This is a genomic window from Croceitalea marina, assembly GCF_042684265.1.
In the GTDB taxonomy this organism is placed as follows: Bacteria; Bacteroidota; Bacteroidia; order Flavobacteriales; family Flavobacteriaceae; genus Croceitalea; species Croceitalea marina.
In genome coordinates this window covers 46724-72476 of the sequence record NZ_JBHULB010000083.1, presented here as the reverse complement: position 1 = coordinate 72476, position 25753 = coordinate 46724, and the positions used below count along the sequence as shown (strand labels likewise).

The window sequence follows — 25753 nt, the reverse complement described above, 5'->3', positions numbered from 1 at the left end:
AATTACTAGTTTAAAATACATTAAAGGATACGCTAAAACGTATCCTTTTTTTATGTTTTTTTGTTAAATTTTATTTACGATATGAAATATCACACAAGAAAAAAAGCACTTATATTATTACAGGACGGGACTATTTTTTATGGGAAAGCCGTAGGAGATAGAGAAGGAACTGCATTTGGTGAAGTTTGTTTCAATACTGGTATGACAGGTTATCAAGAGATTTTTACAGATCCTTCATATTATGGACAGCTTATGGTGGCCACTAATGCGCATATTGGTAATTATGGAACACATGAAGATGAAATTGAATCAGATTCTATAAAAATTGCTGGTTTGATTGTCAAGAACTTCAGCTATAACTACTCTAGACCAAGCGCAAATGCTAGTTTGTTGGAATTTCTTGAAAAAAACGATTTACTGGCAATCTCTGATGTTGACACTCGGGCCTTGGTGAGTTACATTAGAGACAACGGTGCGATGAATGCGGTTATTTCTACAAGGGTTGACGATATTGAAACTTTAAAAGCAGAATTAAAAGAAGTGCCAAGTATGAAAGGTTTAGAGCTGGCCTCTAAAGTTTCAACTAAAGAACCTTACATCTATGGTGATGAGAATGCAAAGTATAAGATTTCTGCTTTGGATATTGGTATCAAGAAGAATATTCTTCGAAACCTGGCAAAACGCGGTGCATGTGTGAAAGTTTTTCCATTCGATACTTCTAAAGAAGAAATGACTGCTTGGAACCCCGATGCATACTTTATCTCGAACGGACCAGGTGATCCTGAGCCTTTAACTGAAGCTATTGAAACTACCAAGGCCCTGTTGGAATTGGATAAGCCTTTATTTGGTATTTGTCTAGGGCATCAGGTATTGGCACTTGCAAACGGAGTTTCTACCTATAAAATGCATAATGGACATAGAGGTATAAACCACCCTATTTTAAATCTGATGACGGGTAAAGGTGAAATTACATCTCAGAACCATGGCTTTGCTATTAATAGAGAAGAGGCTGAAGCAAATGGTGATCTAGAGATTACACATACCCATCTAAATGATAACACGGTAGCCGGACTAAAGTTGAAGGGTAAAAATGTATTTTCTGTTCAGTACCATCCAGAAGCAAGTCCTGGGCCGCATGATGCAGATTATCTTTTTGATCAATTTTTCGATGCCATAAAAACAAGTGCTAACTAAAACGTTGTAGTTTATTTTTAGGTTATTATCAGGTAGTTATGTAGTTTTCTTTAAGGCTAAAAGAGCGTCCTTTCGTATCTTCGTTCTTCTTAATTTCAATCACAAATAAATAAAACAATGAGCATTATTATCAATATTCATGCGAGACAAATTTTAGATTCGAGAGGTAACCCAACTGTAGAGGTTGATGTAGTTACGGAAAACGGAGTTTTGGGCCGTGCAGCTGTTCCATCGGGGGCATCTACTGGCGAGCATGAAGCTGTAGAGCTGCGTGATGGAGGAGACTCTTTTATGGGCAAGGGTGTTGGAAAGGCGGTCAATAATGTGAATACCCTCATTGCAGAAGAGTTAGTTGGTGTTTCTGTCTTTGAGCAGAACTTTATCGACCAAGCGATGATTGATTTAGATGGTACCCCAAATAAATCAAAATTAGGCGCTAATGCTATTCTAGGTGTTTCTTTAGCTGTTGCAAAAGCTGCAGCGGAAGAGTTGGGTATGCCATTATATCGATATGTTGGTGGTGTTAGTGCTAATACACTTCCTGTTCCGATGATGAACATTATCAACGGTGGATCACATTCAGATGCACCTATTGCTTTTCAAGAGTTTATGGTGATGCCTGTCAAGGCGAAAGATTTTAGTCATTCCATGCAAATGGGAACTGAAATCTTCCATAATCTAAAAAAGGTACTGCATGATAGAGGATTGAGCACTGCTGTTGGTGATGAAGGTGGGTTTGCGCCTACTTTAAAAGGTGGTACAGAAGATGCTTTGGATACTATTGCAAAAGCTGTTGATAAAGCGGGATATAAACTAGGTGATGATGTGATGATTGCTTTAGATTGCGCTGCCGCTGAATTTTATATAGATGGAAAATATAACTATACAAAGTTTGAAGGCGATAAAGGAAAAGTAAGATCTTCTGAAGAGCAAGCCCAGTACCTAGCCGATTTATGTGCAAAATACCCTATTATCTCAATTGAGGATGGTATGGACGAGAACGATTGGGACGGTTGGAAAATGCTAACCGATAAAGTTGGTGATAAAGTGCAATTGGTAGGTGACGATTTATTTGTTACCAATGTGGAGCGTCTTTCTCGTGGTATAGAGAACGGAATTGCGAATTCTATTCTTATCAAGGTAAACCAAATAGGCACGTTGACAGAAACAATTGCAGCCGTGAATATGGCCAAAAATGCTGGGTATACCTCAGTGATGTCGCATCGTTCAGGAGAGACCGAAGATAATACCATTGCAGATTTGGCGGTTGCGTTGAATACGGGTCAGATTAAAACTGGTTCAGCTTCTCGAAGTGATCGTATGGCCAAATACAATCAACTGCTTCGTATTGAAGAAGAATTAGGTGACACTGCTTACTATCCTCAGGAAAAAGCATTTAAAATAAAGTAGAATTATTTCTATAGTGTAAAAATTGAATCATAGCCTTTCTTCTTTTAGAAAGGCTTTTTTTTGAACTATAGATAATGTATATTATGCTTCGAGACCAACTAATTATAGAAAGGATATGAATAGTTTTCTTTTTGCAGCAGCTGAGAACGATGGTATAGCCAATTGCAAAGCTGGCGGAATGGGAGATGTAGTAAGAGATGTTCCCAGACAAATCTCTGAAAAAGGAGATAAGGCCCATGTGGTTGTTCCTTCTTATGGTAGGTTACACCAACAAGGGGTCTTAAAGACCAAGTTGAACTTTTCGCTTCGCGGGATGGTTTATACTGCTGAGTTGTATGAGGTTAAACCGAAAAAAGAGTATCCAAATGTCTATCATTATGTTGTTCACCATCCCGAAATAGAGGCGGGGGGTATTGCACATATTTATCATGATGACCCCGAAGAGCCTTTTTATACAGATGCTATTAAATATTTTATTTTTTGTACTGCGGTAGCCGAAGCTATAAAAAAAGGGGCCTTCGGTAAATTAGATATTGTTCACCTTCACGATTGGCATTCTAGTTTATTGCTTTTTCTTAGAGAATATCATAGAGGTTATGAGAATCTTAGAAAAATAAGATTTGTCTATAGTATTCATAACCTAGCGATACAAGGTATCCGCCCTTTTGAAGATAATTATTCTTCTTTACGAAATTGGTTTCCTGATATTCCTTTTGATGAAAAAGGCCTTATTGATTACAGGTATCAAGATTGTATTAATTTAATGGCAGTAGGCATCCGTTTGGCAGATGCCGTTCATACAGTGTCTCCCTCCTACAAAGAAGATGTAATGAAGCCGAGTTCACCACCAGAATTTATCGGAGGTGAGGGCTTAGAGAAAGATTTGCAACAGGCCGATAAAGAAAATAGACTTTTTGGTATTCTTAACGGCTGTAATTACAAGAATATTAATGTCGAAGAAAAAGGCCAAATCTATCGAAATACGGTTAAGGCCCTTTTTAGCTGGCTTCAAGAAGAGTCAAAAAAATATAAAGCTGATTTTTTGGCCCATACCGGGGAGAAAATTATGCAATATGTAGATAACGAACCAAAGTTTATTGTTTCGAGTGTAGCTCGATTAACGGAACAAAAATTCTATTTTTTTAAACGTTCTCCGGAGGCTTTCGTTGCTATCTTAAAAAAGCTAGAGAAAATAGATGGTATTTTTATCCTTCTTGGAACTGGAGCCCCAGAATATGAAGAACTATTTAGGGATATCAGTTACAAGCACAAGAACTTCATTTTCACAAACGGACAATCGGAGAATTTGATTGATTCTATGTATTTAGAATCTAATCTCTACTTTATGCCAAGCCTTTTTGAGCCATGCGGAATCAGTCAAATGCTCTCCATGCGAAACGGAAATCCCTGTTTGGTTCACCATACGGGCGGACTTATAGATACCGTTAAGCATATGAAAACAGGTTTTGGTTTTGATGGGGACTCTTATGACCAAAAGATTAAAAATATGCTTTCCACTTTTGATATTGCGTTGGATATTTTTGTAAACGATAAACCAACATGGAAAAAGATTCAAACTAACGCTAAGAAAGCACGATTCACGTGGCAAAAATCAGTAGATGAATATTATAAGGTTCTTTATAAAATGTAAACCTATTTTCTTACTTCAAGTATTGTTAAGAATTCTCCAAAATTGAAGGGCATTATTGTTAAAACCTTTCCTTTTTCGTAATTTTAACAGCTTATCATAATAACTATAAATCATTTAAATGTCGGACAAAGCAACACTTGAATTTGAAGGAAAAAAGTATGAATTCCCGGTTATAAAGGGAACGGAAGATGAGTTGGCAATCGATATTAAAACTTTGAGGGGAACTAGCGGAATCGTTACCATTGACCCAGGTTACAAAAACACAGGCTCTTGTGAAAGTGCAATTACTTTTTTAGATGGTGAAAAAGGAATTTTACGTTACCGCGGGTACTCAATTGAAGAACTTGCCGAAAAGGCTGATTTTCTTGAGGTGGCCTACCTTTTGATTTTTGGAGAGCTGCCAAACAAAGAGCAGTTGGCTGCCTTTCATTTAGATATTAAGAACGAATCTCATGTAGATGAGGAAATGAAAAAGATTTTGGACGGTTTTCCAAAGTCTGCTCATCCAATGGGTGTATTATCTTCACTTACGAGTGCCTTAGTGGCATTTAACCCTGGTTCGGTCGATGTGGCTTCCAGCGATGCTATGTACAATTCCATTGTGCGTATTCTGGCCAAGTTTCCGGTATTGGTTGCTTGGGCTATGCGCAAGAAAATGGGACTCCCTTTAGATTATGGGGACGATTCTTTAGGTTACGTTGAGAACATTCATAAAATGATGTTCAAAAGACCGAATCAAGAATATAAAAGAAATAGAGTGGTTATTGATGCGTTGGATAAGTTACTTATTCTACATGCTGACCACGAACAAAACTGTTCTACATCGACGGTGCGAATAGTTGGTTCTTCTCATGCGGGATTATTTGCTTCCCTTTCTGCCGGTATTTCGGCATTGTGGGGCCCATTGCATGGTGGTGCAAACCAAGCCGTATTAGAAATGTTAGAAGCTATTGAGGCCGATGGCGGTGATACCAAAAAATATATGGCCAAAGCCAAGGATAAATCAGATTCTTTTAGGTTAATGGGCTTTGGGCATAGGGTCTACAAAAATTTTGACCCAAGGGCAAAGATTATCAAGAAGGCCGCTGATGAAGTTTTAGGGGATTTGGGCATTAACGACCCTATTTTAGATATCGCCAAAGGATTAGAGAAAGAGGCGCTTGAAGACGAGTACTTTGTAAAAAGAAAGCTTTATCCAAATGTAGATTTTTATTCGGGCATTATTTATCGTTCGCTGGGCATACCTACGGATATGTTCACGGTAATGTTCGCTTTAGGAAGATTGCCGGGGTGGATAGCACAATGGAGAGAGATGCGTCTACGTAATGAGCCTATTGGTAGACCAAGGCAAATTTATGTAGGTGAAAACTACCGCCCTTTTGTTGGCGTTGACAAGAGGTAGATTGCTACCTTAATAAAAACAATAAAGCTCTTTTATCTAATAAAAGGGCTTTTTTTATACCAAAAAACGAGTTTATTTTATAAAAATTTTTCAAATGCTTCAGTTGAACATTAACAATGAAACTTCGCCTTTAAAAGCTGTGGTGCTTGGTACTGCTGAAAGTTGTGGCCCAACACCAATACCTGAGGAAGCCTATGACCCTAAGTCTTTAGAGCATATTCTCGCTGGAACTTATCCTACAGAAGCTGATATGATTGAAGAAATGGAAGCCTTTGCGAAAGTATTTGAGAAGTATGGTGTAAAGGTTTATAGGCCATCTGTTTTACACGATTGTAATCAGATATTCTCTAGAGACATCGCTTTTGTAATTGGTGATAAATTGGTGCATGCCAATATTCTGCCCGATAGGGAAAAAGAGTTTCAAGCGATACAGCATGTAATAAGTGAAATAAAGCCAGAAAATATCATATATCCTCCTGAAGAAGTGCATATAGAGGGAGGGGATGTGATGCCTTGGAACGATTATATCTTTGTAGGCACGTATACCGGTTCAGATTATCCTGATTATATAACGGCCCGAACAAATAAAGAAGCGATAGAATTTTTAAAAAAACAATTCCCAAACAAAACTGTAAAGTCTTTTGAACTAAGAAAATCCAATACGAATGCCAAAGAAAACGCTTTGCATTTAGACTGTTGTTTTCAGCCTATCGGAAAAGATAAGGCCATTCTTCATAAAAATGGATTTTTGGTTGAAGAAGAGTATCAATGGCTTGTAAATTATTTTGGAACAGAAAATATATTTGAAATAACGGCTGAAGAAATGTATCAAATGTTTAGCAATGTATTTTCAATATCACCTGAAGTTGTAGTTTCCGAACGTAACTTTACTAGACTAAACAACTGGCTTAGAGGTCAAGGTTTTACCGTAGAAGAAATCCCCTATGCTGAGATTGCCAAACAAGAGGGGCTTTTACGATGCAGTACCTTGCCCTTAATTCGCGAATAAAGAAAAAGTATTTAAATGCAGATTACCAATACCATCCTAATGATTCGCCCTGTGGCTTTTCGTATGAACGAGCAGACGGCTGTAAATAATTATTTTCAAGAAGATATAGACATAAAGAATCAAACGATCAACACAAGAGCTCAAAAAGAGTTTGACGACTTTGTAAGTGTATTGCGCGATAGAGGAGTAAATGTAATCGTTGTTGATGATCGAAAAGAAACCGATACCCCAGATTCTATTTTTCCGAACAATTGGGTTTCATTTCATGCTAATGGTACAGTAGTGGTTTACCCCATGTTTGCTGAAAATCGTAGAAAAGAAAGACGCGAAGATGTTTTTGACATTCTTGAAGAAAAAGGCTTTCGAATAGATAATATAGTCGATTATACTTCAGCTGAGAAAGAAGGCGTTTTTCTAGAGGGTACCGGCAGTATTTTAAAGGATAGGGTTAATCAAAAGGCCTACTGTGCACTTTCAGAAAGGGCACATGAAGAATTGTTCATCGAGTTTTGCGAAGATTTTGATTGTTTTCCGGTCATATTTACTGCTAATCAAACTGTAGATGGTCAGCGATTGCCAATTTACCATACCAATGTAATGATGGCAATGGCAGAGACTTTCGCTGTTATTTGTTTGGATACCATAGATGATAAAAAGGAACGTAAAAACGTTACCGAACATCTAAAAAAAGATGGTAAAGAGATTATTACTATTACGGAAAAACAAATGCATCATTTCGCTGGCAATATGCTGCAAGTATATGGTGCGAAAGACAAACGCTTTATGGTCATGAGCTCAGCGGCATACCACAGTTTGCGCGAAGATCAAATAAGTGCTATTAAAAAGCATTGCGATATCATACACAGTTCTTTAGAAACTATAGAAACTTGTGGGGGTGGTTCGGCACGCTGTATGATGGCGGAGGTGTTTTTACCTAAAGCTTAGTCTGATTCTGTAGCTGTAAACTCTCTAATGGCCTGGTTGGGTTCCATAATGTTGTAACCTTTCCAAAATTCAGGGTCATACTTTGCCATATAGGTGGCCTTGATACTTTTATCTTCTTTAAAACTATCAAACTGGTTTTGGTCGATAATGGTATTGTCAAAAATCACGAGTTCCCATTTATTGGTATTGGTCATTCTAAAATCAATATTTAAACGTAGTTCATTTTGTTTGTTTCTACCTTTAACATGCTTGTTTTTTTCTATGACATCTAGCGGTCTATCAAATCTAAACCAACGTCCAAAACTAAAATCCACAAATTTCAAGTCATACTTGTTATTGGAGAGTTTCGTAAAGTGCATTGAACCTTTATATAGTATTTCCCTATAAAAAATACCTAATAACCTGAAGTTTCTTAGGTTCTTAAGATTTTCAAAGTCAATTCTCATGATGGCAAAATCTTCAATATTAACAAAGATTCTTCCTTTAAAGTCTGCACCGCCCTTTGGTTTAAAATCGATTACATAAACTCCAGCGTTGTCAATATCGGCATATCCGGCAAGTTCGAATTCATACTTCCTACTTTTGTTTATGACATTTAGTTTAGTGTCTTCTTCGTAAAAGACCTCGCCTAAGAGTTCGTCAAAAATGTGTTTTTGTTCATCTACAAAGTCAGAGACGGTGTCTTTCTTCATTTCTTTTTCGAGTTCTTTGGCCTCTTCGGCTTCTAAATCACTCATAATAGAATCTACCTGTATTTTTTCACTGAAGATTCCTGATTTTATTTTTAAATAGGAATCAGGCTTAACGTTTTGTTTGAAGATATTCTCCATACGCTTACCCAATTCATCAAAAGAGCCGATATCTTTTTTATCATAAAGATTGGCTGCTTTTAAGACATTCACTTTATAGTCTTTTTTAGTCTTGTAGAAATCACCGAGAGCTTCAGTATAGTGATATGAATTTCTAGGGATTATACTTGCAAGGCTATCGATAAACTCCTTGTCTAGCTCTTCAATAGAGGATTTTTCAAATCCGAAATCCACTTTTTGGATGTTCCCAAAAACCGACTGTCTCAAGAAATAACGTTGTTTTATGGGGTCATTATTTGTGTTCTGAGGTAAACGCTCTTTCATTTTGTCAATAATCTCATCAACCTCTAATTCTTTATCGAATAGGTATACTCCGCTAAGTTCAATAGCTTTTGGTTGTATGTAAATAACACTATCTAATAGGCTTTCATAGGTAAAACCCAATTTTTCATAGCCCATACTAGAGATATAGATAGAATCAAGTTTTTGCGTGGTAGCATCTAATACAAAACTAAATCTGCCTTCTTCATTAGAAATTACGCCTTGGTTTTCGCCATACTGAATGGTTACATATGGAATAGGGTTTTTGGTTTTACCATCGACTACTTTTGATGAAATAGTTTGTGCTAGGCTAGATGAAACAACAGATAGGCAAAGTAATAGTGTAAGCGTGTAATATGATTTCATGTAAATTGGTTTTTTGATAAAGTGATGTATATAGATAAAGACGTTTTTTGATTGGGAATGGTTGCTTCAAAAGTCGAGCCAAGATTATTTTTTGGCAATATTTCTGATCATACCGCCAAAAATAAAATAATGCAAAGGCACTATACTATACCAGTATAACCTACCTTTTAGGCCACGTGGACGAAAAGTTGCAGTTTGATGCAACACATTGTCTTCGTCAATTTTAAATTCTAGCCAAGCTTCGCCAGGTAGTTTCATCTCGGCAAAAAGTAATAAACGTTTTCCTTTTTTGTCAGCTAAAAGAACACGCCAGAAGTCAAGGGCATCTCCAGCAAAAATTTTATCAGGATGTGTTCTTCCCCTTCTAAGTCCAACACCACCGAAAAGTTTATCTAAAAACCCTCGAATTTTCCAGAGCCAGTTGCCATAATACCAACCTGTTTTGCCTCCTATCTTCCAAATTCTTTTTAACACCCTTTTTGGGTCGTCTACTTTTAGTTTTTGTTCATCCCTAAGCACCCCAAACTTGGGAACCTGAACATACTTTTCAAGATTCTTATTAAAACGACCGCTGACCATGCTGTCTTTCCAACTACTCATAACAAGATTCTGCTCAATTTTTTTAAAGGCCATGTCAATAGCTTCCATGTAGGAATGTGGCGTAATATCTAACAGCTCAGAAAGTCTATTGTCGTTTGCAATGACCTCAATTTTCATGCTATCGACTAGGTTTAGCGCCAATTTATATGAGGTTGAGGTAACAAAATATAACCAGTATGAGGATAGTTTTGGTGTCATTACCGGTACGGTGACTATCCAATTTTTGAAACCTCTTGCCTTGGCGTATTGATGGAGCATTTCTTTGTAAGTAAGCACATCTGGCCCCGCAATGTCAAATGATTCATTATAGGTCTCTGAATTCCCTAGTACTCCCGTTAAAAACGCAATGACATCGCGAATAGCTATAGGCTGCGTTTTGGTCAAAACCCATTTTGGGGTAATCATAAACGGAAGTTTTTCGCATAGATCTCGTATAATTTCAAACGAAGAACTACCAGAACCCACAATAATTCCGGCACGTAAAACGGTAAGGCTAAAATTGCCTTTGTATAAAATCTCTTCTACATTTTTTCGAGACCAAAGATGTTTAGAAAGATTTTTGTCATTGACAATGCCACTTAAATAAATAACCTGTTTAATGTTGGTGTCTTTTACCAGGGCATTGAAATTTTTAGCGGTAATAGCCTCCATCTCATCAAAATCTTTGGTTGATGAGGTCATGGAGTGTATTAGGAAATAGGCAGCATCAATATCCTTCGGAATTTTTCCTTCCGAAACATCATCTAAAAAATCAATTTCTAAAACCTTGATCTTAGCCAGGGTTTCTTGGTCTACCGATAAACGTGAGGCGTCTCTAACGGTGCAGACAACATCGTGGCCAGCATCAAGCAATTGCGGAAGCAATCGCATACCGATATAACCATTGGCACCTGTAAGCAGAATCTTCATGATTTGGGAACTTTGAACATTTTAAAAATGGATATAAAGGGGCCTAAGGTTATTGCCAATAACAAAACAATTATGACCCAGCCAATGCTAAAATGATTTACTTCTTTTGCCATTAGTATAGCATTAAGTGAAATCACCAGAAAAATTAATGCAATGCCAAGATTGAGCCAGGTTAACATTCGAATACTTATTGCATAGATCTTTGACGCGTTTTTCTCGGTTACCTTGGTGGGGTAATTAAAGTTCCATGGCTTCATTTTAGTAGCGAGCATAGTCATTCCAAAATACATTACTAGATTTAGAATGGGCAGTACCCAAAGTGTTGATTTATTTCCAAACCCGTCAGCTTCACCTTTTATATTAAAATGGGTAGGAATAACCTCTGGCAAGCTAGCATAAAAAGAAAAAACCAAAATAAAATTGAGCGCGACCAGAAGCCAACCTGCTAAAATTAGTTTTCGGTCAAAATCATTAGGTTCTACATCAATTTTTGGATGGTTCTTAAACATTATAAATCTTCAATTGAAGTGGGGGCATTGTCTGCCTTATAGTCCAATAATTTTCTAAAATATTTTTGAATGGCCTTGGTATCTGATTGTACCTTGATAAAATAATGATCTCGATAAATAGAATATACGGCAAAATCACCTTTATAGATGGTTAGTTTATAATATGGAATCACTAATGCATACGTTTCAAGTAATGATCTAAAACGAACGATAATACCCTTAGGTCGCATTTCTATATTACATGAGTTTCTGTTGTTATCTAATATCAAAAGGTTCTGTATTTCAATACTGGTTTCTTTAATAAATAGCTTCGGAGAACCAATTCCTCCTAGTTTTAGACGTTCTTTTAGGGTAAAGGGTTTGCCCACTTCATCATCAACCTTTTTGGTTATTTTCTTATCGTTGTACGAAACATTTAGTAACATATCTTAAAATTAGTGAAATACAGGGTTTCATGACTTTTGAATAGTCTTAATCTTATCTAAAAAGGTTAAAAAAACGTAGTTTTGCAGCTTGAAAAGGCAATTTTGATGGAGCTACAAAAGGTTTTAGAGCAAAAAGTACAACAAGCGGTCAAAGATTTATTCGAAGCTGATTTATCCTCAGTAGAATTTCAACCCACCCGTAAGGATTTTGAGGGAGATATCACCGTTGTAGTTTTTCCAATGTTACGTGTTGTAAAGGGCAATCCGGTGCAAATCGGAACACAAATAGGGGAGTATCTTGTCGCTAAAGTAACTGAGGTTTCTAAATTTAATGTAGTCAAAGGTTTTTTAAATTTGGTGATAGCGGATTCGTATTACCTAGATTTCTTCAGAACTATTTCCACAGATGCCAGCTATGGCTATGCAAAAGTAGCTTCTAAAGATTCGATTATGGTCGAGTATTCTTCACCGAACACAAACAAACCACTGCATCTGGGACATATTAGAAACAATCTTTTAGGTTATTCGGTTGCTGAGATATTAAAAGCGGCCGGACATAAAGTATATAAAACCCAAATCATCAACGATCGTGGCATACATATTTGCAAAAGTATGTTGGCGTGGCAAAAGTTTGGTGAAGATGAAACACCTGAATCTTCGGGATTAAAAGGAGATCATTTGGTCGGGAAATACTATGTAGCTTTTGACAAGGCCTATAAGTCTGAGATTCAAGAATTGGTTTCTGATGGAAAGGATAAAGAAATTGCAGAGAAAGAAGCTCCGATCCTTGTTGAAGCCCAAGAAATGCTTCGTAAATGGGAAGCAGGAGATAAGGATGTAGTTTCCCTTTGGAAAAAGATGAATGGTTGGGTGTATGAAGGTTTTGATACCACCTATGAAAATATGGGGGTTGATTTTGACAAACTCTATTATGAAAGTGACACCTATCTTTTAGGACGGGATGTGGTTAAAGAAGGGCTTGAAAAAGGGGTTTTCTTTAAAAAGACCGATGGTAGTGTTTGGATAGACCTCACCGATGAAGGTTTAGATGAGAAAATCGTACTAAGATCAGACGGTACCGCGGTTTACATGACCCAAGATATTGGTACGGCAATTCAAAGGGTAACTGATTTTCCGGACATTAACGGGATGGTATATACCGTAGGTAATGAGCAAGATTATCATTTTAAAGTATTATTCTTAATTCTAAAGAAACTAGGCTATTCTTGGGCTGAAAAGTTATACCATTTAAGTTATGGTATGGTAGACTTACCATCTGGAAAAATGAAGAGCCGAGAAGGTACTGTAGTAGATGCCGATGATTTAATGGAGAATATGACTAGCACAGCAGCGACTATTTCTGAAGATTTGGGCAAATTGGAAGGTTATACGAAAGAAGAAAAGCAAGACCTCTATAAAATTATTGGTCTTGGTGCATTAAAATATTACATACTTAAAGTAGATCCTAAAAAACGAATTTTATTCAATCCTGAAGAGTCTGTTGATTTTCAAGGAAATACAGGCCCTTTTATTCAATACACCTACGCTCGAATTCAGTCTATTTTGCGAAAGGCAAATGACCTCGGTATTGCTGATTCGGTAAAAGACTTAGATACTAGTGACTTAGCACTTCATGAAAAAGAAAAGGAGTTGTTAAAGCAGTTACAGCTTTATCCGGAAACCGTGCAATTGGCCGCTGAGAATTATAGTCCGGCACTTATCGCGAATTATACGTATGATTTGGTAAAAGAATTTAATTCTTTTTACCAGCAAGTATCTATTTTGGGCGAAGCTGATGAGCAGAAACGACTTTTGCGGGTTTCTCTTTCTAGAAAAGTTGGGGAAGTTATTCAGTCTTCATTTAAGTTATTGGGAGTGGATGTTCCTGAACGTATGTAATTATTCCTCTTTGTCTGAATTTGGTTTTATTTTATCTTTTCCTGCATAGCCAATATGGATTATAGTGACTAAGAAAAAAACTAGTGTCAAGAGAGCACAAGTTATTGATAGGAAATTATAATTTTTACTTTTTATAATATTGAAAATTGCATAACCTTCAAAGAATATTGGAAATAAAAGTAGAGCAATTAATATTAACCATATTGGCATTTTTAGAATCCAATGTATTTTTTTGTTTACAAACTGATACTTTGATAAATCAACTAATAGAGAAAAGGGAAGTAGTTTATATGAGGTATTTGTAAAGATGCCAAGTTCAAATAATTTTTGAACCAATCTTTCAAAAAGAGAATTTAAGTTAGTTGAGTTGATCCATAGGGCAATATTCTGAAAAAAAACAAATGAAAAAAATACTGGAATAATAGATAGTAAAATTTTTGTGTCATTTATTTCCAAAAAAAGAATTTCAACTTTTTTTGCATCAGGATTTTCCGTGATAATTAAAAAGTATAGGATTACACTTAGGATTAATAAAAAAGAATTTCGGTTTACTTTTTTAATATTTGACCTTAAGTTTTCAGTAACTAAATTCAGATAACTTTGAATAGTAGGTGTATCTAACTCCTCTATCTCTTTATCATCGTAGCCAAAATTATTCAATCTGTTTTCTAAACTCATATATTTAAAAGTACTAAAAACTACAGTTTAAGGCTAATAACATATAACCAATCTAATGGAAGATTTAACCGAAACCCAAAAACAAATTGCAGCTATAATCTTGGTTGTAGGGCTGTTGTTTGTTTTTGTAAAGGCGCTCTATGAACGTTTTGCGCATGAACGGTTTACGTTCTTTAATCTTTTTCACCCTGTAAAGCCTATAAACGCTAAAGAACGTCGCTTTATAAGTAGCTTTCTTGTTCCTTTTGAATCCTTTGGTGCCGCACAACGAAAACTTTTTTTAAAGCGTTTTGCTTGGTTTAAATCAAAGAAACCTTTTGTTTTTTATGGTGATATTAAAAATAAGGAAGAAATAAAGGCCTATGTTTCGGCGTCTGCAATTTTGATGACCATGGGGCTCAAAAACTTTCGTTTTGAGAATTCTATCAATAGAATTATTATTTATCCTTCACAATATTATTCCAATATTGGGAAACGCCATCATATAGGGGAATATAATCCTCGGATGAAAATTTTGGTCTTTTCTGCCGAAGACTTAAAACAAGGGTTTAAAATTCCGAATGACAATAAAAACTTAGGGCTACATGAAGTAGCTCACGCCTTGTTGTTTGAAAATAGAAGAAAGTCAACTTGGGAGGCTAGAAGGTTTAAAGTAGGTTTGATGAAATTAAGAACGGTCTTTGATTCTATCAGCTTTGAAGAAAAGATGAGAGAATCTGATTATTTAAGAGATTATGCCAAAACCAATTTTGTAGAATTTTTTGCGGTATTGATTGAAAGTTTTTTTGAAAGCCCAAGAGATTTAGAGCGCGAGTTTCCAGAAATATTTTTCTACTTGAGCAAAATGCTGAATAATTAAAGTACAAGCCCTAAAAGTAAAAGGTCCAGATTTAAGTCTGGACCTTAATTTAGTAACCAACTAAAATTATAAGATTAGTTCTTGTCCCGAGCTGCAATTGCAGCACCGTAAACCACAAGACCAAATCCTATTTTATTTATGGCGTCTCCAATGTTGTAGATAACATCCATATTAAGGCCTAAATTTGCAAGTCCGTCATACCAGCCCGGTGTTCCGGCCATATATCCAAGTGGATAAATTGCCCACCCTACTAATACGAACCAACAAAGCAATTTATGTGCTTTTAAAACTGCACCGCCCGCTTCGGTCGCCAATTTTTTGGCACTACCTAACCAAATTTCATATACGATGTAGAAATAAGCTATACCTGAAATGAGACCCCAAACTGCAGGTCCGCTACCAGTATTGTATACTGCTTCGCCAAAGTAACCTGTAACAAGCATTACTACGGATGCAAGAATAAGCTTCCACATTAATGATTTTCTAGCGCCCGCTACCTTAAGAATCAAGTAAAACTCTACACACATTAAAGGTACCGTTAAAACCCAGTCGACATAACGGAAAAATGTTGGAGATTCTTCAAATGCAGCCCAGTAATCACGCATGTACCAATAGTGCACAGCTGCAATAAAGGTGATAAGACCAGAAACTAAAATGGAAGTTTTCCATTTTTTGTCAAAATCGTTCATTGATAAAAAGAAGAAAGCCGAAGCTGCCATCATAGCCATGCATCCCACAAAGAATGTAAAACCGACGTAGTCGTCAGTGGCAATTTTTGATACGTCTGCCAAAAGAGGCATGTTTAGAAACATTGTTTTCATATATATAAAAGTTAATTGTTTGCATTTTGTTGAATCAAATCTAATAAAACTTAAACAAAAAATAGATAATATTGTTTAATATTTTTTTAATATATTTAAACAAAATGAAAATTCTTGTATTTTGAAGAACTGGATTATTGTAAGTACATTTTTTTGTCTTTGGATTTCAACGATGTTCAGTGGTTCGATTCAAACTTATTTGGCCTATGCTCTAATACTAACATTTGGTGTTTTGCATGGAGCGAACGATATTAGTGTAATTCGCATAAGCGCAAAAAAGAATGGTCTCTCTTTTGGTTTTTATAGGGTTTTAGGCTACTATATTCTTACAGTTTGCAGTATATCACTCTTATTTTTGTGCTATCCATCGGCTGCACTCATCTTATTTATTATGTTGAGCGGTTACCATTTTGGTGAGCAACATTTGAGCAGTAAGTCTACCAAGGAGTCACTATTTTCGAAACTATTGTACTTCTTTTATGGATTAACAATACTGTTTATGATATTTTATTTAAATATAAACAAGGTGGCTTCAATACTTGAAGAGGTAACCGGGTTTGAAATTATAGATGTCTTTTTTGGATATGGATTGTTAGGGGCAGGCATTTTTCTTACTACAATTCTGGCGTATATGAGTGTTACAAAAAAGATAATGGTTAATCTCGTTGAAGAATTTTTTTACTTATTGGTACTTTTCGTTGTATTTGCCACTGCAAATCTTCTTTGGGGGTTTTGTATTTATTTTGTAATCTGGCATAGTCTACCTTCACTTAAAGACCAGATTAAATTTTTATATGGCAATTCAAGTAGGCAACACTTTATTAAGTATTTGCATTCTTCTTGGGTTTATTGGGCAGTATCGGTAGTGGGTCTTTGTATTTTATTTGCTTTTTTTATTGATAATAGGGCACACCTTATTTCTATATTAATTTATTTCTTGGCAGCTATCACTTTTCCTCATGTTATAGTGATGTCTAGACTTAAACATTCTTAAAATTTAACTCTAAAACTCACATTAGGTGTAATGCCTAACGAGCTATTTATGACCGTTTCAATTTCATTGTTTTCTGAAACACGGTAATATTGATTTAATATATTTTTTCGATTGGTCAAGTTCAAGACTGAAATACTTGCGCTACCTTTTAATCTTCTGGTAATATTGAAACCATAGTTGGCAGAGGCATCAACCCTCAAGTATTCGGGTAGTCTGCTGCTATTGGGCTCTTCGTAATTGATTCTATTGGGAAATGAGGTAGTATCTAAAGCTGCATCTCCTTCTTGTGGTGCAGTAAATGGCTTACCTGTTCTATAATTAATCCCTAAGCCTAACTTGAGTTTTTTTATGTTGTAGGTGCCGGCTAAGGTTATCGCATGGCGCACATCCAAATTGTTTGGAAAAAGGTTTGGAGGAATGCTGTCGAAATTATAGTCATTCTTATTGTAGGTATAACTAAGCCAAGTACTATAATTGCTACCTCTTTTATTGATTAAAAATTCAAGGCCTTTGACATCGTATTCGCCTATTTCTCCACTAAATTGATTTTGATTTTGAAAACCTTGGGTTCTGGTGCTAATACCTTCAACCTTTTTATAGAACGCTTCCAATCCGACATAAAAAGAATTTTTCTCGTAGTTAAGTCCAATAGAACCTTGTTTGCTACGTGTGATAGGTAATTCATTTTCATCTGAAAGAATCCAACGCCTTTTTTCGACACCTAAAAAGTTCTGTTCTAAGTCTATTACTTGATTGGTAGACTGACTTTTGAATTCTCCTAAGAGTTGCGCCCGTAGGTTTTTAGCTAACCTAAAATTCACATTTAATCTAGGCTCTAACAACCATTTAGAAAAAGTATCAAGATTTTCGATGTAGTTGACACGTAGTCCGCCACTCGCAATAAGCCTATTTTCAAAAGAAGTATAGTTGATTTGTGAGTAGGGAGCGTGTATTCGAATTACACCTCTAATATTTGAGTCGAAAGGAGGTTGTGTGACATCGGTAATATTTGTTATGCCCGTTTCAATATATTGGTAGCCATTACCCCAAGATAACCGGTCAGAAATGGCGTAGGTAGAATCAAATTTCAGGGCATTTTCGATAACTGTATTTTCTTGAATGAGCAGCTGATTATTATTAAAAAAGTTTTCTGCACCTAGGTCATATCTGGACACATATACGTTTAAATGTGATGAGAATTTAGAATTCCATTGACTTTGAAGTTGTAAGCCAAGCGAAACATTGGCCTGTTCTAAAAAACTTTGTGTGGTTTCACTGGTGTTCGTATTTGTTTGTATATACCGTAAATCATTGGTCATGCCGATAAAATTGAGACGCAACTTTTGATTTTCATTAATGTCATAAAGGAGTTTTGCAGTAAAATCATAGAAAAGAAAAGTAACATCCCTATCAATATTTTCATCAATGGTTTGATTCTGCTGATTCTGTATTTCTGAATCTTGAAAAGCGCGTTCTGTAAAACTGTTATAGGTCGGTGTGTTTAAAAAATCGGTGGTCGAACGACGTGCAGAGAATTGAAAAGCTACTTTATCATTTATTGGAAATTGACCATATACATCTCCGCTAATGAGGTTTATACCCGCTCCACCGACAAACAATCCCTCAATATCATCTTTGGTTTGCATGCTAATAACACTACTGACGCCATCTCCATAATTCGTTGGTGTGCCATTTTTGTACAGCGTTACCTTATCGGTTAGATAAGGGTTAAAGGCAGAAATTAATCCAAAAAAGTGACCAGATTGATACATTTTAATTCTGTTCCATAGTATAAGGTTCTGATCATTTGTACCCCCGCGGACATTGATATCGGAAACAGTTTCATCAATACTCTTAACACCGGGTAATGCCTGAACCGATTGTAGTACGTCAGGTTCAATGAGGCCCGGTAATATTCCTAACTCCGCAGTATTCAATGTAATGCTAGCGTCGGCTTGTTTTACAAGACCCGAAGTCAGAAATTCATAAACCACGACCTCTTCGAGCCTTTCTAAATTTTCATCAAGTAAGATGTTCGTACACTCAGTGGTATCCGCTAGGTCGTCGATGGCAATGTACCTTGTTATATAGCCTAGGTATCGAACTTTGAGCGATGCGTTTCTTGGGATATCATTAAGTGAAAAACTACCGTTTGAATCGGTCACAATAGCTATTTCGCTTCCTAAAACTTCTACAGTAGCCCCAGGTATGGTATTTTGGGCATAATTGTCTAATACGTTTGCACATATCGAGACCAAAGAACTTTTTGTTAAGGTGTAATAGCGCTGGTTTAATTTTTCAATCTTTAACTTCGTCTGGGTTTCAAGCGCTGTGATAATGGAGTTTAAATTATTGAAGTTCGGAACAGTTATTTTCACTCCGAAAAGATCTTCGTCAACAAATGAGAATTTAATAGCATACTTACTTTCGAGTTCCGTTAAATAAGATTTAAGGGATACCTCGTTTTCTTCTTGTGCCAAAATAGATGGTATTGACAATAAGAAAAATAACGAAAAAAGAATTTTGACTAAAGTGCTACGGAGTGTTCTCGCCATAGAAAAGCACATTATTACCCTCTAATTTATAATTAATCTTTGAAGGTGTACTTATACTTTCTAACGCAATTTTTATGGCTGTGTTGCTAAAGCTGCCAGTAAATAACTGATTATCATTAATATTTTCTGTTTCAACTTTAACATTGAACTGCCTTTCGAACTCTGCCAAAACATATTTCAAGGGTATGCTTTTAAAAGAACTCTCATTGTTTACCCATGATGGTTGACCATTTTTTATGGCAGTATCATCCATTACTTTTCCATTGACTACGAGAAAAGAAGTTCCTGCCGGTAATTTCCGTTCTTTGTTGTTATATAGAACACTTACCAAACCTTCGTAACAAGTAACTTCAAAAAAATCAGTTCTATTCTCAACATTAAACTGGGTTCCTAAAACGGATACAGTACCTGATGCAGTCGAAACCGTGAATTTTTTTCCTTTGGCTACCTTAAAGAATGCTTCGCCATCTAGTTCAACATTTCTTTCTTTAGTCCATTTCTTTTCACTGAAAGAAATTTGAGAGTCTGCATTTAATATTACTTGAGAATTATCTGGTAATTGCACTTCCGTTCTTTCGGCAAGTTGCGTGCTGTATGATTGGTCAAGCGTATTCAAAAAGAAGTAAGAGCCCGCCAGTAATATGGCAATAGCTGCTGCAACCCTTAAAAATGATTTAAAGGGACGCAATGGAACTACTTTGGTTTCATGAAAATCTTGAGCATTTTTAAAGTTCTCATAAGCATTGTCCGCATCAAAATCAGGTGCTTTCAATTGCTTTGAAACCTCAGAGATTCTTATATATGAGGCATACTCATCAGATTTTTTAAATTCTGAGAGCTCTGCTTCGGTAAGCTCGTTATTGAGCCATTTTGCTAAATAATTTTCTTGCATAACACTATGCTTTATGTCTTTATAACAATCTAGTAATCAAAAACCCTACTTTTTTTTTCGTAATCAGTAATCAGTAATCAGTAATCAGTTGTCACCTTTCACTTTCAACTTTCAACCAAATCATATCCCATCAATCTTTTCCCTTAGCGTTTTTAATGCCAAATGCATTCTTTTTTCAATCGCCTTAATACTTACACCTTCCATTTCTGCTATTTCTGCATATTTTTTTCCATCAATACGATTCAAAAGAAAAGTGGTGCGTTGGTTTTCTGGTAAAGTATTTAAGGCCTTATCTAATTTCTGTTTAAATTGTTTTTCTTCCAAAACGAACTCAGGAGACTCGTTGGAGATCGAATTGGAATACATATCTGCATATTTTAGGCGAACCTTTTCTGCCTTTATAACATTTAAATATAAATTGTTGGCAACGGTATATAAATAAGACTTTGCTTTCTCTGGAGTTACCTTGGCACAATTCTCCCAGAGTTTTACAAATGCTTCCTGTACGGCATCATTTGCTTTTTCTTCATTTCCGAACTTATAATATATATAGTTGAAAATCGTTTTAGAATTAGCTTTAAATACGGAGCTAAAGATTTGCTCCTCACATACGTTGCTCATTTAGAAAGGTATCGCTTGGCTTGCTCAAAGATATTTTAAAAAAAATTAAAAAAGAGGTAGGGTATTTTTAAGCCATGTTGTTTTACTAGCAAATAAGCAATGAATAAATCCAAATCATTATGAAAAAGATAATCAAAAATTTAATGTATCTAGGGCTTTTTAGCATGGCTCTAATTTTTAACTCTTGTCAAGAAGAGTTCGAAGAAGTTAATGGCGGCAGCGACCAAGAAACTATAACAGCAAGTTCTACGACAGCAAGCTTGATAAAGAACACTTCTACAAAAGATGGTTCTTTTGATAATATTGTTGATGGCGCAAGTTGTTTTGCAATCAACTTTCCATATACCGTTGAGGTAGCAGGAATTCAAATAACTATTGATTCCATTGAAGACCTTCATTTAATCGAAGAAATCTTTGATGAATTCGATGATGATGAAGATATTTTAGAAATAATCTTCCCTATTACGATTACACTAGGTGATTTTACAGAAATCACAATTGAAAATAAAGAAGCGCTCCGTGAGCTAATTGCCGAATGTACAGAAGGCGATGATGATGATATTGAGTGTATCGATTTTGTTTACCCTATTACTCTTTTCACTTTTGATGTTAACGAACAGCAAACAGGTTCAGTTACCATTAACAGTGATAAAGAGTTAAGAAGATTCTTTGAAGGTCTTGAGGATGATGACCTGGTAAGTATTGATTTCCCCATCACATTAAAAAAGTTTGATGGTACCGAGGTTATGGTAAGTAACAATGCTGAACTGGCTGCGGCTTTAGATGCAGCTAAAGACGAATGCGATGAAGATGATGACAATGATTATAATGATGACGACTTTAGTGAAGAAAGATTAGACGCTTACTTGGTAGAATGTCCTTGGTTGGTTCGTGAATTAAAAAGAGATGGTACAGATCAAACAGATCAATATTTCGAGTACCTAATGAACTTTACCGAAGATGGTGCAGTTACTGTTAGAGATAGAGAAGGTAATATGCTAACTGGCGAATGGGAAACAAGTATTTCTGACCATGGTGTAGTATTGGATTTAGAGTTTGAAGTTCTTGTTGACTTTAACTTACAGTGGTTGGTCTATGAGGTAGGCGAAGGTAGAATAAAACTTTTTGGAGATGATAACAACAAAATCATTCTTAAGCAATATTGTGAAAATGACACCAATGGCGAGGATCCAAACACCCTTAGAGAGATTTTAAAGGAGTGTGAGTGGATTATTAAAAGAGTGAAGAATGAAGGTGTAGAAATTGATAGACTTTTAGGTTACGAATTTAAATTTATGGCTGAAGGTGTTGTAACCTTAAGTAATGGAATAATGGTTTCAGAGGGTACTTGGGAAGTTGGTCTGAATGCCGAGATGAAACTTGCCTTACTGATAAGCTTTGGTGACGAGCAAGCCGTTAATTTCAACTGGCCGTTACGAGAACTTACCAATGAAAGATTAAAGTTCGAAGTTGATGGTACTGATTACGAATTGGTCTTGCAACGTGTTTGTGATGACAATGCTGGTGATGCCGATGTTTCGGAAATTAGAAATATCATGCTGGGTGGTCAATGGAATGTAGCTTTATATTCAGAAGCTGAAGTTGATATGACCGCAGCATATAACGGAGTTGATTTTAGCTTCTCTAACATGCACCAAGTGGAATTATCTGTAAATGATGATCCTTTCTTGACAGGGCTTTGGAGAGTTTTAAGGAACAAAGACCAAGAGTTAAAGTTTTATTTGAACTTTGATGAAGATGGAATCTATGGCGACCTTACCGATGATTGGGATATTGTTGAAGTCTCAGCGGATAGAATAGAGCTAAGAAGTGTGAGCGGAGGTGATGGAAGCATTGATGTGCTGGTTTTTGAAAAACCATAATAATTTTAATCGATAATCGAGAACACTATATAAAATGAAAAAAATATTTTTAAAATTGTTGGTCGTATTCACCCTTATTTCTGGAATAAGCTGTGATGAAACAAAGGACCAGACGGGCAATTTTTCTGCCGAGCAAATTACTGAGCTTAAATCCATTGCGGTTGAAGGTACTTGGGAAATAGCTTACTTTTTTGATACTGATAAGGAAGAAACCTCAAACTTTAATGGGTTTAGTTTCACTTTTAATGCAAGTGGCGCACTATTAGCTGTTAATGGTACTAATGAGATAAATGGCACATGGTCGATAACTGATTCCAGTTCTGATGACGACAGCAATAGTGAAAGCGATGTAGATTTTAACATCTTCTTTTCTACTCCCCTAGATTTTGAAGAACTGAGCGATGATTGGGATATTGTCTCTTATACAAGCTCAAGAATAGAGCTCAAAGATGTAAGCGGAGGGAATGGAGGAATTGACAATTTAGTATTTGAGAAAAAAAAATAATTTTTGCCCCACATCAATTTAAAAAGGACGACTTGAAAAAGTCGTCCTTTTTCTTTTTGCAAAAATTCAACCTAGACTTTGGCTATCAGTAATCCAAGAGTTATTCTTAAATTTGTGCTTCTTCAAAAAAATGATGTAAGCGCATGTTCGATAATTTAAGCGAGAAACTAGATAAGGCATTACACGTACTTAAAGGACGTGGTCAAATCACTGAAATTAACGTGGCGGAGACCATGAAAGAAGTCCGCAGGGCTTTATTGGATGCCGATGTTAATTTTAAGATTGCAAAAGAATTTACAAATACCGTAAAAGAAAAAGCCTTAGGTCAAAATGTTTTGACCAATCTACAGCCTGGCCAGTTAATGGTTAAAATCGTTAAAGATGAATTAACCACCTTAATGGGTGGTGACGCTGAAGAGTTAAATTTAACGGGTAGCCCTTCGGTGATTCTAATGTCTGGTTTGCAAGGTTCGGGTAAAACCACTTTTTCTGGTAAACTGGCCAATTATCTTAAGAATAAGAAGACTAAAAAACCGCTTTTGGTAGCTTGTGACGTGTATCGTCCTGCGGCAATTGATCAGTTACATGTTGTTGGTGAGCAAATAGGTGTAGAAGTATTCTCTGACCGTGATAATAATGACCCTATTGCCATTGCAAAAGCGGGTGTTAAACATGCCAAAGAAAACGGTTGTAATGTTGTTATCATAGATACCGCAGGTCGTTTGGCCGTTGATGAAGCAATGATGGATGAGATTTCAAACATCCATAAGGCCATCAACCCTCAAGAAACCCTGTTTGTTGTAGACTCCATGACTGGGCAAGATGCTGTTAATACAGCAAAAGCTTTTAATGATATATTGAATTTTGATGGTGTTATTTTAACCAAATTAGATGGTGATACCAGAGGTGGTGCTGCAATATCCATTAAATCCGTAGTCGACAAGCCTATAAAGTTTATCGGTACCGGTGAAAAAATGGAAGCGATAGACGTTTTCTATCCTTCACGTATGGCCGACCGTATTTTAGGTATGGGTGATGTGGTATCACTGGTTGAACGCGCACAAGAACAGTTCGATGAAGAACAGGCACGTAAGATTCAAAAGAAAATTGCAAAGAACCGTTTTGGTTTTGACGATTTTTTAAGCCAGATCCAGCAAATCAAGAAAATGGGGAACATGAAGGACCTTATGGGAATGATTCCTGGTGCTGGAAAAGCGCTAAAAGGCCTTGATATCGATGATGATGCATTTAAACATATCGAAGCTATAATCCACTCAATGACCCCAGATGAGCGTTCAAATCCTTCAAAATTAAATTCAAGTAGAAAGAAACGTATAGCCGCGGGCAGTGGTAGAACCATACAAGATGTAAATCAGCTTTTGAAACAATTTGAGCAGATGAGTAAAATGATGAAGATGATGCAAGGTGGTGGCGGTAAAAAAATGATGCAGATGATGCAGAATATGCGTTGATTTGTTAGTAGTTAGTAGTTAGTAGTTAGTAGTTAGTAGTTAGTAGTAAGGAAAAACTATAAAAATTAAAATGGAGATTCTTGACGGTAAAAAAGTATCGAACGATATCAAAAATGAAATTGCGGCCGAGGTTGCAAAAATGAAGGCGAATGGTGAAAAAGTACCACATTTAGCCGCGATAATAGTGGGTAATGATGGGGCTAGCTTAACCTATGTCGGCAGCAAAGTAAGGTCGTGCGAGCGTATCGGGTTTGAATCTACGTTGATTAAGATGCCCAGCACTACTTCAGAGCAAGAATTACTGAAAAAAATCGATGAGCTTAATAAGGATGAAAACATAGACGGTTTTATTGTTCAGCTTCCTTTACCAGAACAAATAGGTACGCAAGAAGTAATAATGGCCATTCATCCAGATAAAGATGTAGATGGATTTCATCCTGCCAATTTTGGAAAAATGGCATTGGATATGAGCACCTTTATCCCTGCAACCCCATTTGGTATTTTAGAACTTTTAGAGCGTTATAATGTTGATACCAAAGGAAAGCATACCGTTGTTATCGGTAGAAGTCATATTGTAGGTCGACCTATGAGTATTTTGATGGGGCGTAAGGGTTGGCCGGGTAATTCTACTGTTACCTTAACTCACAGCCATACCAAAAACATTACACAAATTATATCACAAGCAGACATTGTTATTTCTGCGTTGGGAGTGCCTAATTTCTTAAAGGCAGAAATGGTTAAAGATGATGCGGTTGTTATAGATGTAGGTATTACCCGCGTGCCTGATGAGACCCGTGAACGAGGATACTACATTACAGGTGATGTAGATTTTGAAAATGTGAGCAAGAAAGCTTCTTATATTACTCCAGTTCCTGGCGGCGTTGGACCAATGACCATTGCCATGTTGCTTAAAAACACCTTGTTGGCCAGAGAGCGCCATAGAATGCGCAGGTAAATCAATTGATTTTGTTTGGCGGTAGAAACAGTATTATAATTAGTATCTTTTAGTACTAATTTCAACCAG

Annotated in this window: 22 protein-coding genes; 13 read left to right on the top strand and 9 right to left on the bottom strand. The window is 36.2% G+C overall.

Translation table 11 applies throughout. From position 1 onward, the window contains the following. Positions 1–81 precede the first annotated feature (81 nt). The 6 genes from carA to ctlX all read left to right on the top strand — a co-directional run bounded on the left by carA (position 82) and on the right by ctlX (position 7611). A complete protein-coding gene (carA, locus tag ACFSQJ_RS19080) occupies positions 82–1194 on the top strand; it encodes a glutamine-hydrolyzing carbamoyl-phosphate synthase small subunit (protein WP_377768517.1) in 1113 nt (370 codons plus the stop codon). Between the two features lie 117 nt (positions 1195–1311). Beyond that, the gene (gene eno / locus ACFSQJ_RS19075) at positions 1312–2604 is read left to right on the top strand and encodes a phosphopyruvate hydratase (RefSeq protein ID WP_377768516.1); all 1293 of its coding nucleotides are present in this window, start codon (positions 1312–1314) and stop codon (positions 2602–2604) included. A 115-nt stretch (positions 2605–2719) separates the two neighbouring features. Further along, positions 2720–4255, top strand: a complete 1536-nt coding sequence (locus ACFSQJ_RS19070; RefSeq protein ID WP_377768515.1) for a glycogen synthase — start codon at positions 2720–2722, stop codon at positions 4253–4255. A gap of 118 nt (positions 4256–4373) precedes the next feature. After that, positions 4374–5657, top strand: coding sequence for a citrate synthase (locus ACFSQJ_RS19065; protein ID WP_377768514.1), 1284 nt, complete (start codon positions 4374–4376; stop codon positions 5655–5657). Positions 5658–5751: 94 nt separating this feature from the next. Beyond that, positions 5752–6666 (top strand): dimethylarginine dimethylaminohydrolase family protein, encoded by a 915-nt coding sequence (locus ACFSQJ_RS19060; RefSeq protein WP_377768513.1) that lies wholly within the window; start codon positions 5752–5754, stop codon positions 6664–6666. A gap of 15 nt (positions 6667–6681) precedes the next feature. Next, complete coding sequence (gene ctlX / locus ACFSQJ_RS19055) at positions 6682–7611, top strand: citrulline utilization hydrolase CtlX (protein WP_377768512.1); 930 nt, start codon at positions 6682–6684, stop codon at positions 7609–7611. On the opposite strand, the gene ACFSQJ_RS19050 is transcribed toward ctlX, so the two are convergent. The 4 genes from ACFSQJ_RS19050 to ACFSQJ_RS19035 form a co-directional block, all read right to left on the bottom strand. Beyond that, positions 7608–9107, bottom strand: coding sequence for a carboxypeptidase-like regulatory domain-containing protein (locus tag ACFSQJ_RS19050; RefSeq protein WP_377768511.1), 1500 nt, complete (start codon positions 9105–9107; stop codon positions 7608–7610). The two genes, ctlX and ACFSQJ_RS19050, sit on opposite strands and share 4 nt — an antisense overlap. An 84-nt stretch (positions 9108–9191) precedes the next feature. Further along, positions 9192–10616, bottom strand: coding sequence for an SDR family oxidoreductase (locus tag ACFSQJ_RS19045; protein ID WP_377768509.1), 1425 nt, complete (start codon positions 10614–10616; stop codon positions 9192–9194). Further along, complete coding sequence (locus ACFSQJ_RS19040; RefSeq protein WP_377768508.1) at positions 10613–11125, bottom strand: DUF1648 domain-containing protein; 513 nt, start codon at positions 11123–11125, stop codon at positions 10613–10615. The genes ACFSQJ_RS19045 and ACFSQJ_RS19040 overlap by 4 nt, the downstream gene beginning before the upstream one ends. After that, entirely contained in the window at positions 11125–11550 is a 426-nt protein-coding gene (locus tag ACFSQJ_RS19035) for a hypothetical protein (protein ID WP_377768507.1), read from the bottom strand. The genes ACFSQJ_RS19040 and ACFSQJ_RS19035 overlap by 1 nt, the downstream gene beginning before the upstream one ends. Before the next feature lie 105 nt (positions 11551–11655). Between ACFSQJ_RS19035 and argS the strand changes: the two genes are divergently transcribed. After that, positions 11656–13449 (top strand): arginine--tRNA ligase, encoded by a 1794-nt coding sequence (gene argS, locus ACFSQJ_RS19030; protein ID WP_377768667.1) that lies wholly within the window; start codon positions 11656–11658, stop codon positions 13447–13449. On the opposite strand, the gene ACFSQJ_RS19025 is transcribed toward argS, so the two are convergent. Continuing rightward, positions 13450–14127, bottom strand: a complete 678-nt coding sequence (locus ACFSQJ_RS19025) for a hypothetical protein (protein WP_377768506.1) — start codon at positions 14125–14127, stop codon at positions 13450–13452. A gap of 55 nt (positions 14128–14182) precedes the next feature. On the opposite strand from ACFSQJ_RS19025, the gene ACFSQJ_RS19020 reads away from it, so the two are divergent. Next, entirely contained in the window at positions 14183–14986 is an 804-nt protein-coding gene (locus ACFSQJ_RS19020) for a zinc-dependent peptidase (protein WP_377768505.1), read from the top strand. Between the two features lie 74 nt (positions 14987–15060). On the opposite strand, the gene ACFSQJ_RS19015 is transcribed toward ACFSQJ_RS19020, so the two are convergent. Continuing rightward, on the bottom strand, positions 15061–15807 hold the full coding sequence (locus ACFSQJ_RS19015) for a bacteriorhodopsin-like (protein ID WP_377768504.1): 747 nt from the start codon (positions 15805–15807) through the stop codon (positions 15061–15063). A gap of 121 nt (positions 15808–15928) precedes the next feature. On the opposite strand from ACFSQJ_RS19015, the gene ACFSQJ_RS19010 reads away from it, so the two are divergent. After that, a complete protein-coding gene (locus ACFSQJ_RS19010) occupies positions 15929–16801 on the top strand; it encodes a Brp/Blh family beta-carotene 15,15'-dioxygenase (protein ID WP_377768503.1) in 873 nt (290 codons plus the stop codon). Here ACFSQJ_RS19010 and ACFSQJ_RS19005 read toward each other — a convergent pair. The 3 genes from ACFSQJ_RS19005 to ACFSQJ_RS18995 form a co-directional block, all read right to left on the bottom strand. Next, a complete protein-coding gene (locus tag ACFSQJ_RS19005) occupies positions 16798–19356 on the bottom strand; it encodes a TonB-dependent receptor (RefSeq protein ID WP_377768502.1) in 2559 nt (852 codons plus the stop codon). The two genes, ACFSQJ_RS19010 and ACFSQJ_RS19005, sit on opposite strands and share 4 nt — an antisense overlap. Further along, entirely contained in the window at positions 19337–20248 is a 912-nt protein-coding gene (locus tag ACFSQJ_RS19000; RefSeq protein WP_377768501.1) for a FecR family protein, read from the bottom strand. The genes ACFSQJ_RS19005 and ACFSQJ_RS19000 overlap by 20 nt, the downstream gene beginning before the upstream one ends. A 120-nt stretch (positions 20249–20368) precedes the next feature. Continuing rightward, on the bottom strand, positions 20369–20869 hold the full coding sequence (locus ACFSQJ_RS18995) for an RNA polymerase sigma factor (RefSeq protein ID WP_377768499.1): 501 nt from the start codon (positions 20867–20869) through the stop codon (positions 20369–20371). 119 nt (positions 20870–20988) lie between these two features. On the opposite strand from ACFSQJ_RS18995, the gene ACFSQJ_RS18990 reads away from it, so the two are divergent. The 4 genes from ACFSQJ_RS18990 to ACFSQJ_RS18975 all read left to right on the top strand — a co-directional run bounded on the left by ACFSQJ_RS18990 (position 20989) and on the right by ACFSQJ_RS18975 (position 25684). After that, positions 20989–22752, top strand: a complete 1764-nt coding sequence (locus tag ACFSQJ_RS18990; RefSeq protein ID WP_377768497.1) for a hypothetical protein — start codon at positions 20989–20991, stop codon at positions 22750–22752. Between the two features lie 34 nt (positions 22753–22786). Beyond that, positions 22787–23257, top strand: a complete 471-nt coding sequence (locus ACFSQJ_RS18985) for a hypothetical protein (RefSeq protein WP_377768496.1) — start codon at positions 22787–22789, stop codon at positions 23255–23257. A gap of 143 nt (positions 23258–23400) precedes the next feature. Continuing rightward, positions 23401–24729: a signal recognition particle protein gene (ffh, locus tag ACFSQJ_RS18980; protein ID WP_377768495.1), complete on the top strand. Its 1329-nt coding sequence runs from the start codon at positions 23401–23403 to the stop codon at positions 24727–24729. 70 nt (positions 24730–24799) lie between these two features. Beyond that, a complete protein-coding gene (locus tag ACFSQJ_RS18975; RefSeq protein ID WP_377768494.1) occupies positions 24800–25684 on the top strand; it encodes a bifunctional 5,10-methylenetetrahydrofolate dehydrogenase/5,10-methenyltetrahydrofolate cyclohydrolase in 885 nt (294 codons plus the stop codon). Positions 25685–25753: the final 69 nt, after the last annotated feature.

What these genes read in the sequence shown, in the direction of transcription:
- carA (WP_377768517.1), top strand. Translation starts at nt 82, where the DNA reads ATGAAATATCACACAAGAAAAAAAGCACTTATATTATTACAGGACGGG.
- eno (WP_377768516.1), top strand. Translation starts at nt 1,312, where the DNA reads ATGAGCATTATTATCAATATTCATGCGAGACAAATTTTAGATTCGAGA.
- ACFSQJ_RS19070 (WP_377768515.1), top strand. Translation starts at nt 2,720, where the DNA reads ATGAATAGTTTTCTTTTTGCAGCAGCTGAGAACGATGGTATAGCCAAT.
- ACFSQJ_RS19065 (WP_377768514.1), top strand. Translation starts at nt 4,374, where the DNA reads ATGTCGGACAAAGCAACACTTGAATTTGAAGGAAAAAAGTATGAATTC.
- ACFSQJ_RS19060 (WP_377768513.1), top strand. Translation starts at nt 5,752, where the DNA reads ATGCTTCAGTTGAACATTAACAATGAAACTTCGCCTTTAAAAGCTGTG.
- ctlX (WP_377768512.1), top strand. Translation starts at nt 6,682, where the DNA reads ATGCAGATTACCAATACCATCCTAATGATTCGCCCTGTGGCTTTTCGT.
- ACFSQJ_RS19050 (WP_377768511.1), bottom strand. Translation starts at nt 9,107, where the DNA reads ATGAAATCATATTACACGCTTACACTATTACTTTGCCTATCTGTTGTT.
- ACFSQJ_RS19045 (WP_377768509.1), bottom strand. Translation starts at nt 10,616, where the DNA reads ATGAAGATTCTGCTTACAGGTGCCAATGGTTATATCGGTATGCGATTG.
- ACFSQJ_RS19040 (WP_377768508.1), bottom strand. Translation starts at nt 11,125, where the DNA reads ATGTTTAAGAACCATCCAAAAATTGATGTAGAACCTAATGATTTTGAC.
- ACFSQJ_RS19035 (WP_377768507.1), bottom strand. Translation starts at nt 11,550, where the DNA reads ATGTTACTAAATGTTTCGTACAACGATAAGAAAATAACCAAAAAGGTT.
- argS (WP_377768667.1), top strand. Translation starts at nt 11,656, where the DNA reads ATGGAGCTACAAAAGGTTTTAGAGCAAAAAGTACAACAAGCGGTCAAA.
- ACFSQJ_RS19025 (WP_377768506.1), bottom strand. Translation starts at nt 14,127, where the DNA reads ATGAGTTTAGAAAACAGATTGAATAATTTTGGCTACGATGATAAAGAG.
- ACFSQJ_RS19020 (WP_377768505.1), top strand. Translation starts at nt 14,183, where the DNA reads ATGGAAGATTTAACCGAAACCCAAAAACAAATTGCAGCTATAATCTTG.
- ACFSQJ_RS19015 (WP_377768504.1), bottom strand. Translation starts at nt 15,807, where the DNA reads ATGAAAACAATGTTTCTAAACATGCCTCTTTTGGCAGACGTATCAAAA.
- ACFSQJ_RS19005 (WP_377768502.1), bottom strand. Translation starts at nt 19,356, where the DNA reads ATGGCGAGAACACTCCGTAGCACTTTAGTCAAAATTCTTTTTTCGTTA.
- ACFSQJ_RS19000 (WP_377768501.1), bottom strand. Translation starts at nt 20,248, where the DNA reads ATGCAAGAAAATTATTTAGCAAAATGGCTCAATAACGAGCTTACCGAA.
- ACFSQJ_RS18995 (WP_377768499.1), bottom strand. Translation starts at nt 20,869, where the DNA reads ATGAGCAACGTATGTGAGGAGCAAATCTTTAGCTCCGTATTTAAAGCT.
- ACFSQJ_RS18990 (WP_377768497.1), top strand. Translation starts at nt 20,989, where the DNA reads ATGAAAAAGATAATCAAAAATTTAATGTATCTAGGGCTTTTTAGCATG.
- ACFSQJ_RS18985 (WP_377768496.1), top strand. Translation starts at nt 22,787, where the DNA reads ATGAAAAAAATATTTTTAAAATTGTTGGTCGTATTCACCCTTATTTCT.
- ffh (WP_377768495.1), top strand. Translation starts at nt 23,401, where the DNA reads ATGTTCGATAATTTAAGCGAGAAACTAGATAAGGCATTACACGTACTT.
- ACFSQJ_RS18975 (WP_377768494.1), top strand. Translation starts at nt 24,800, where the DNA reads ATGGAGATTCTTGACGGTAAAAAAGTATCGAACGATATCAAAAATGAA.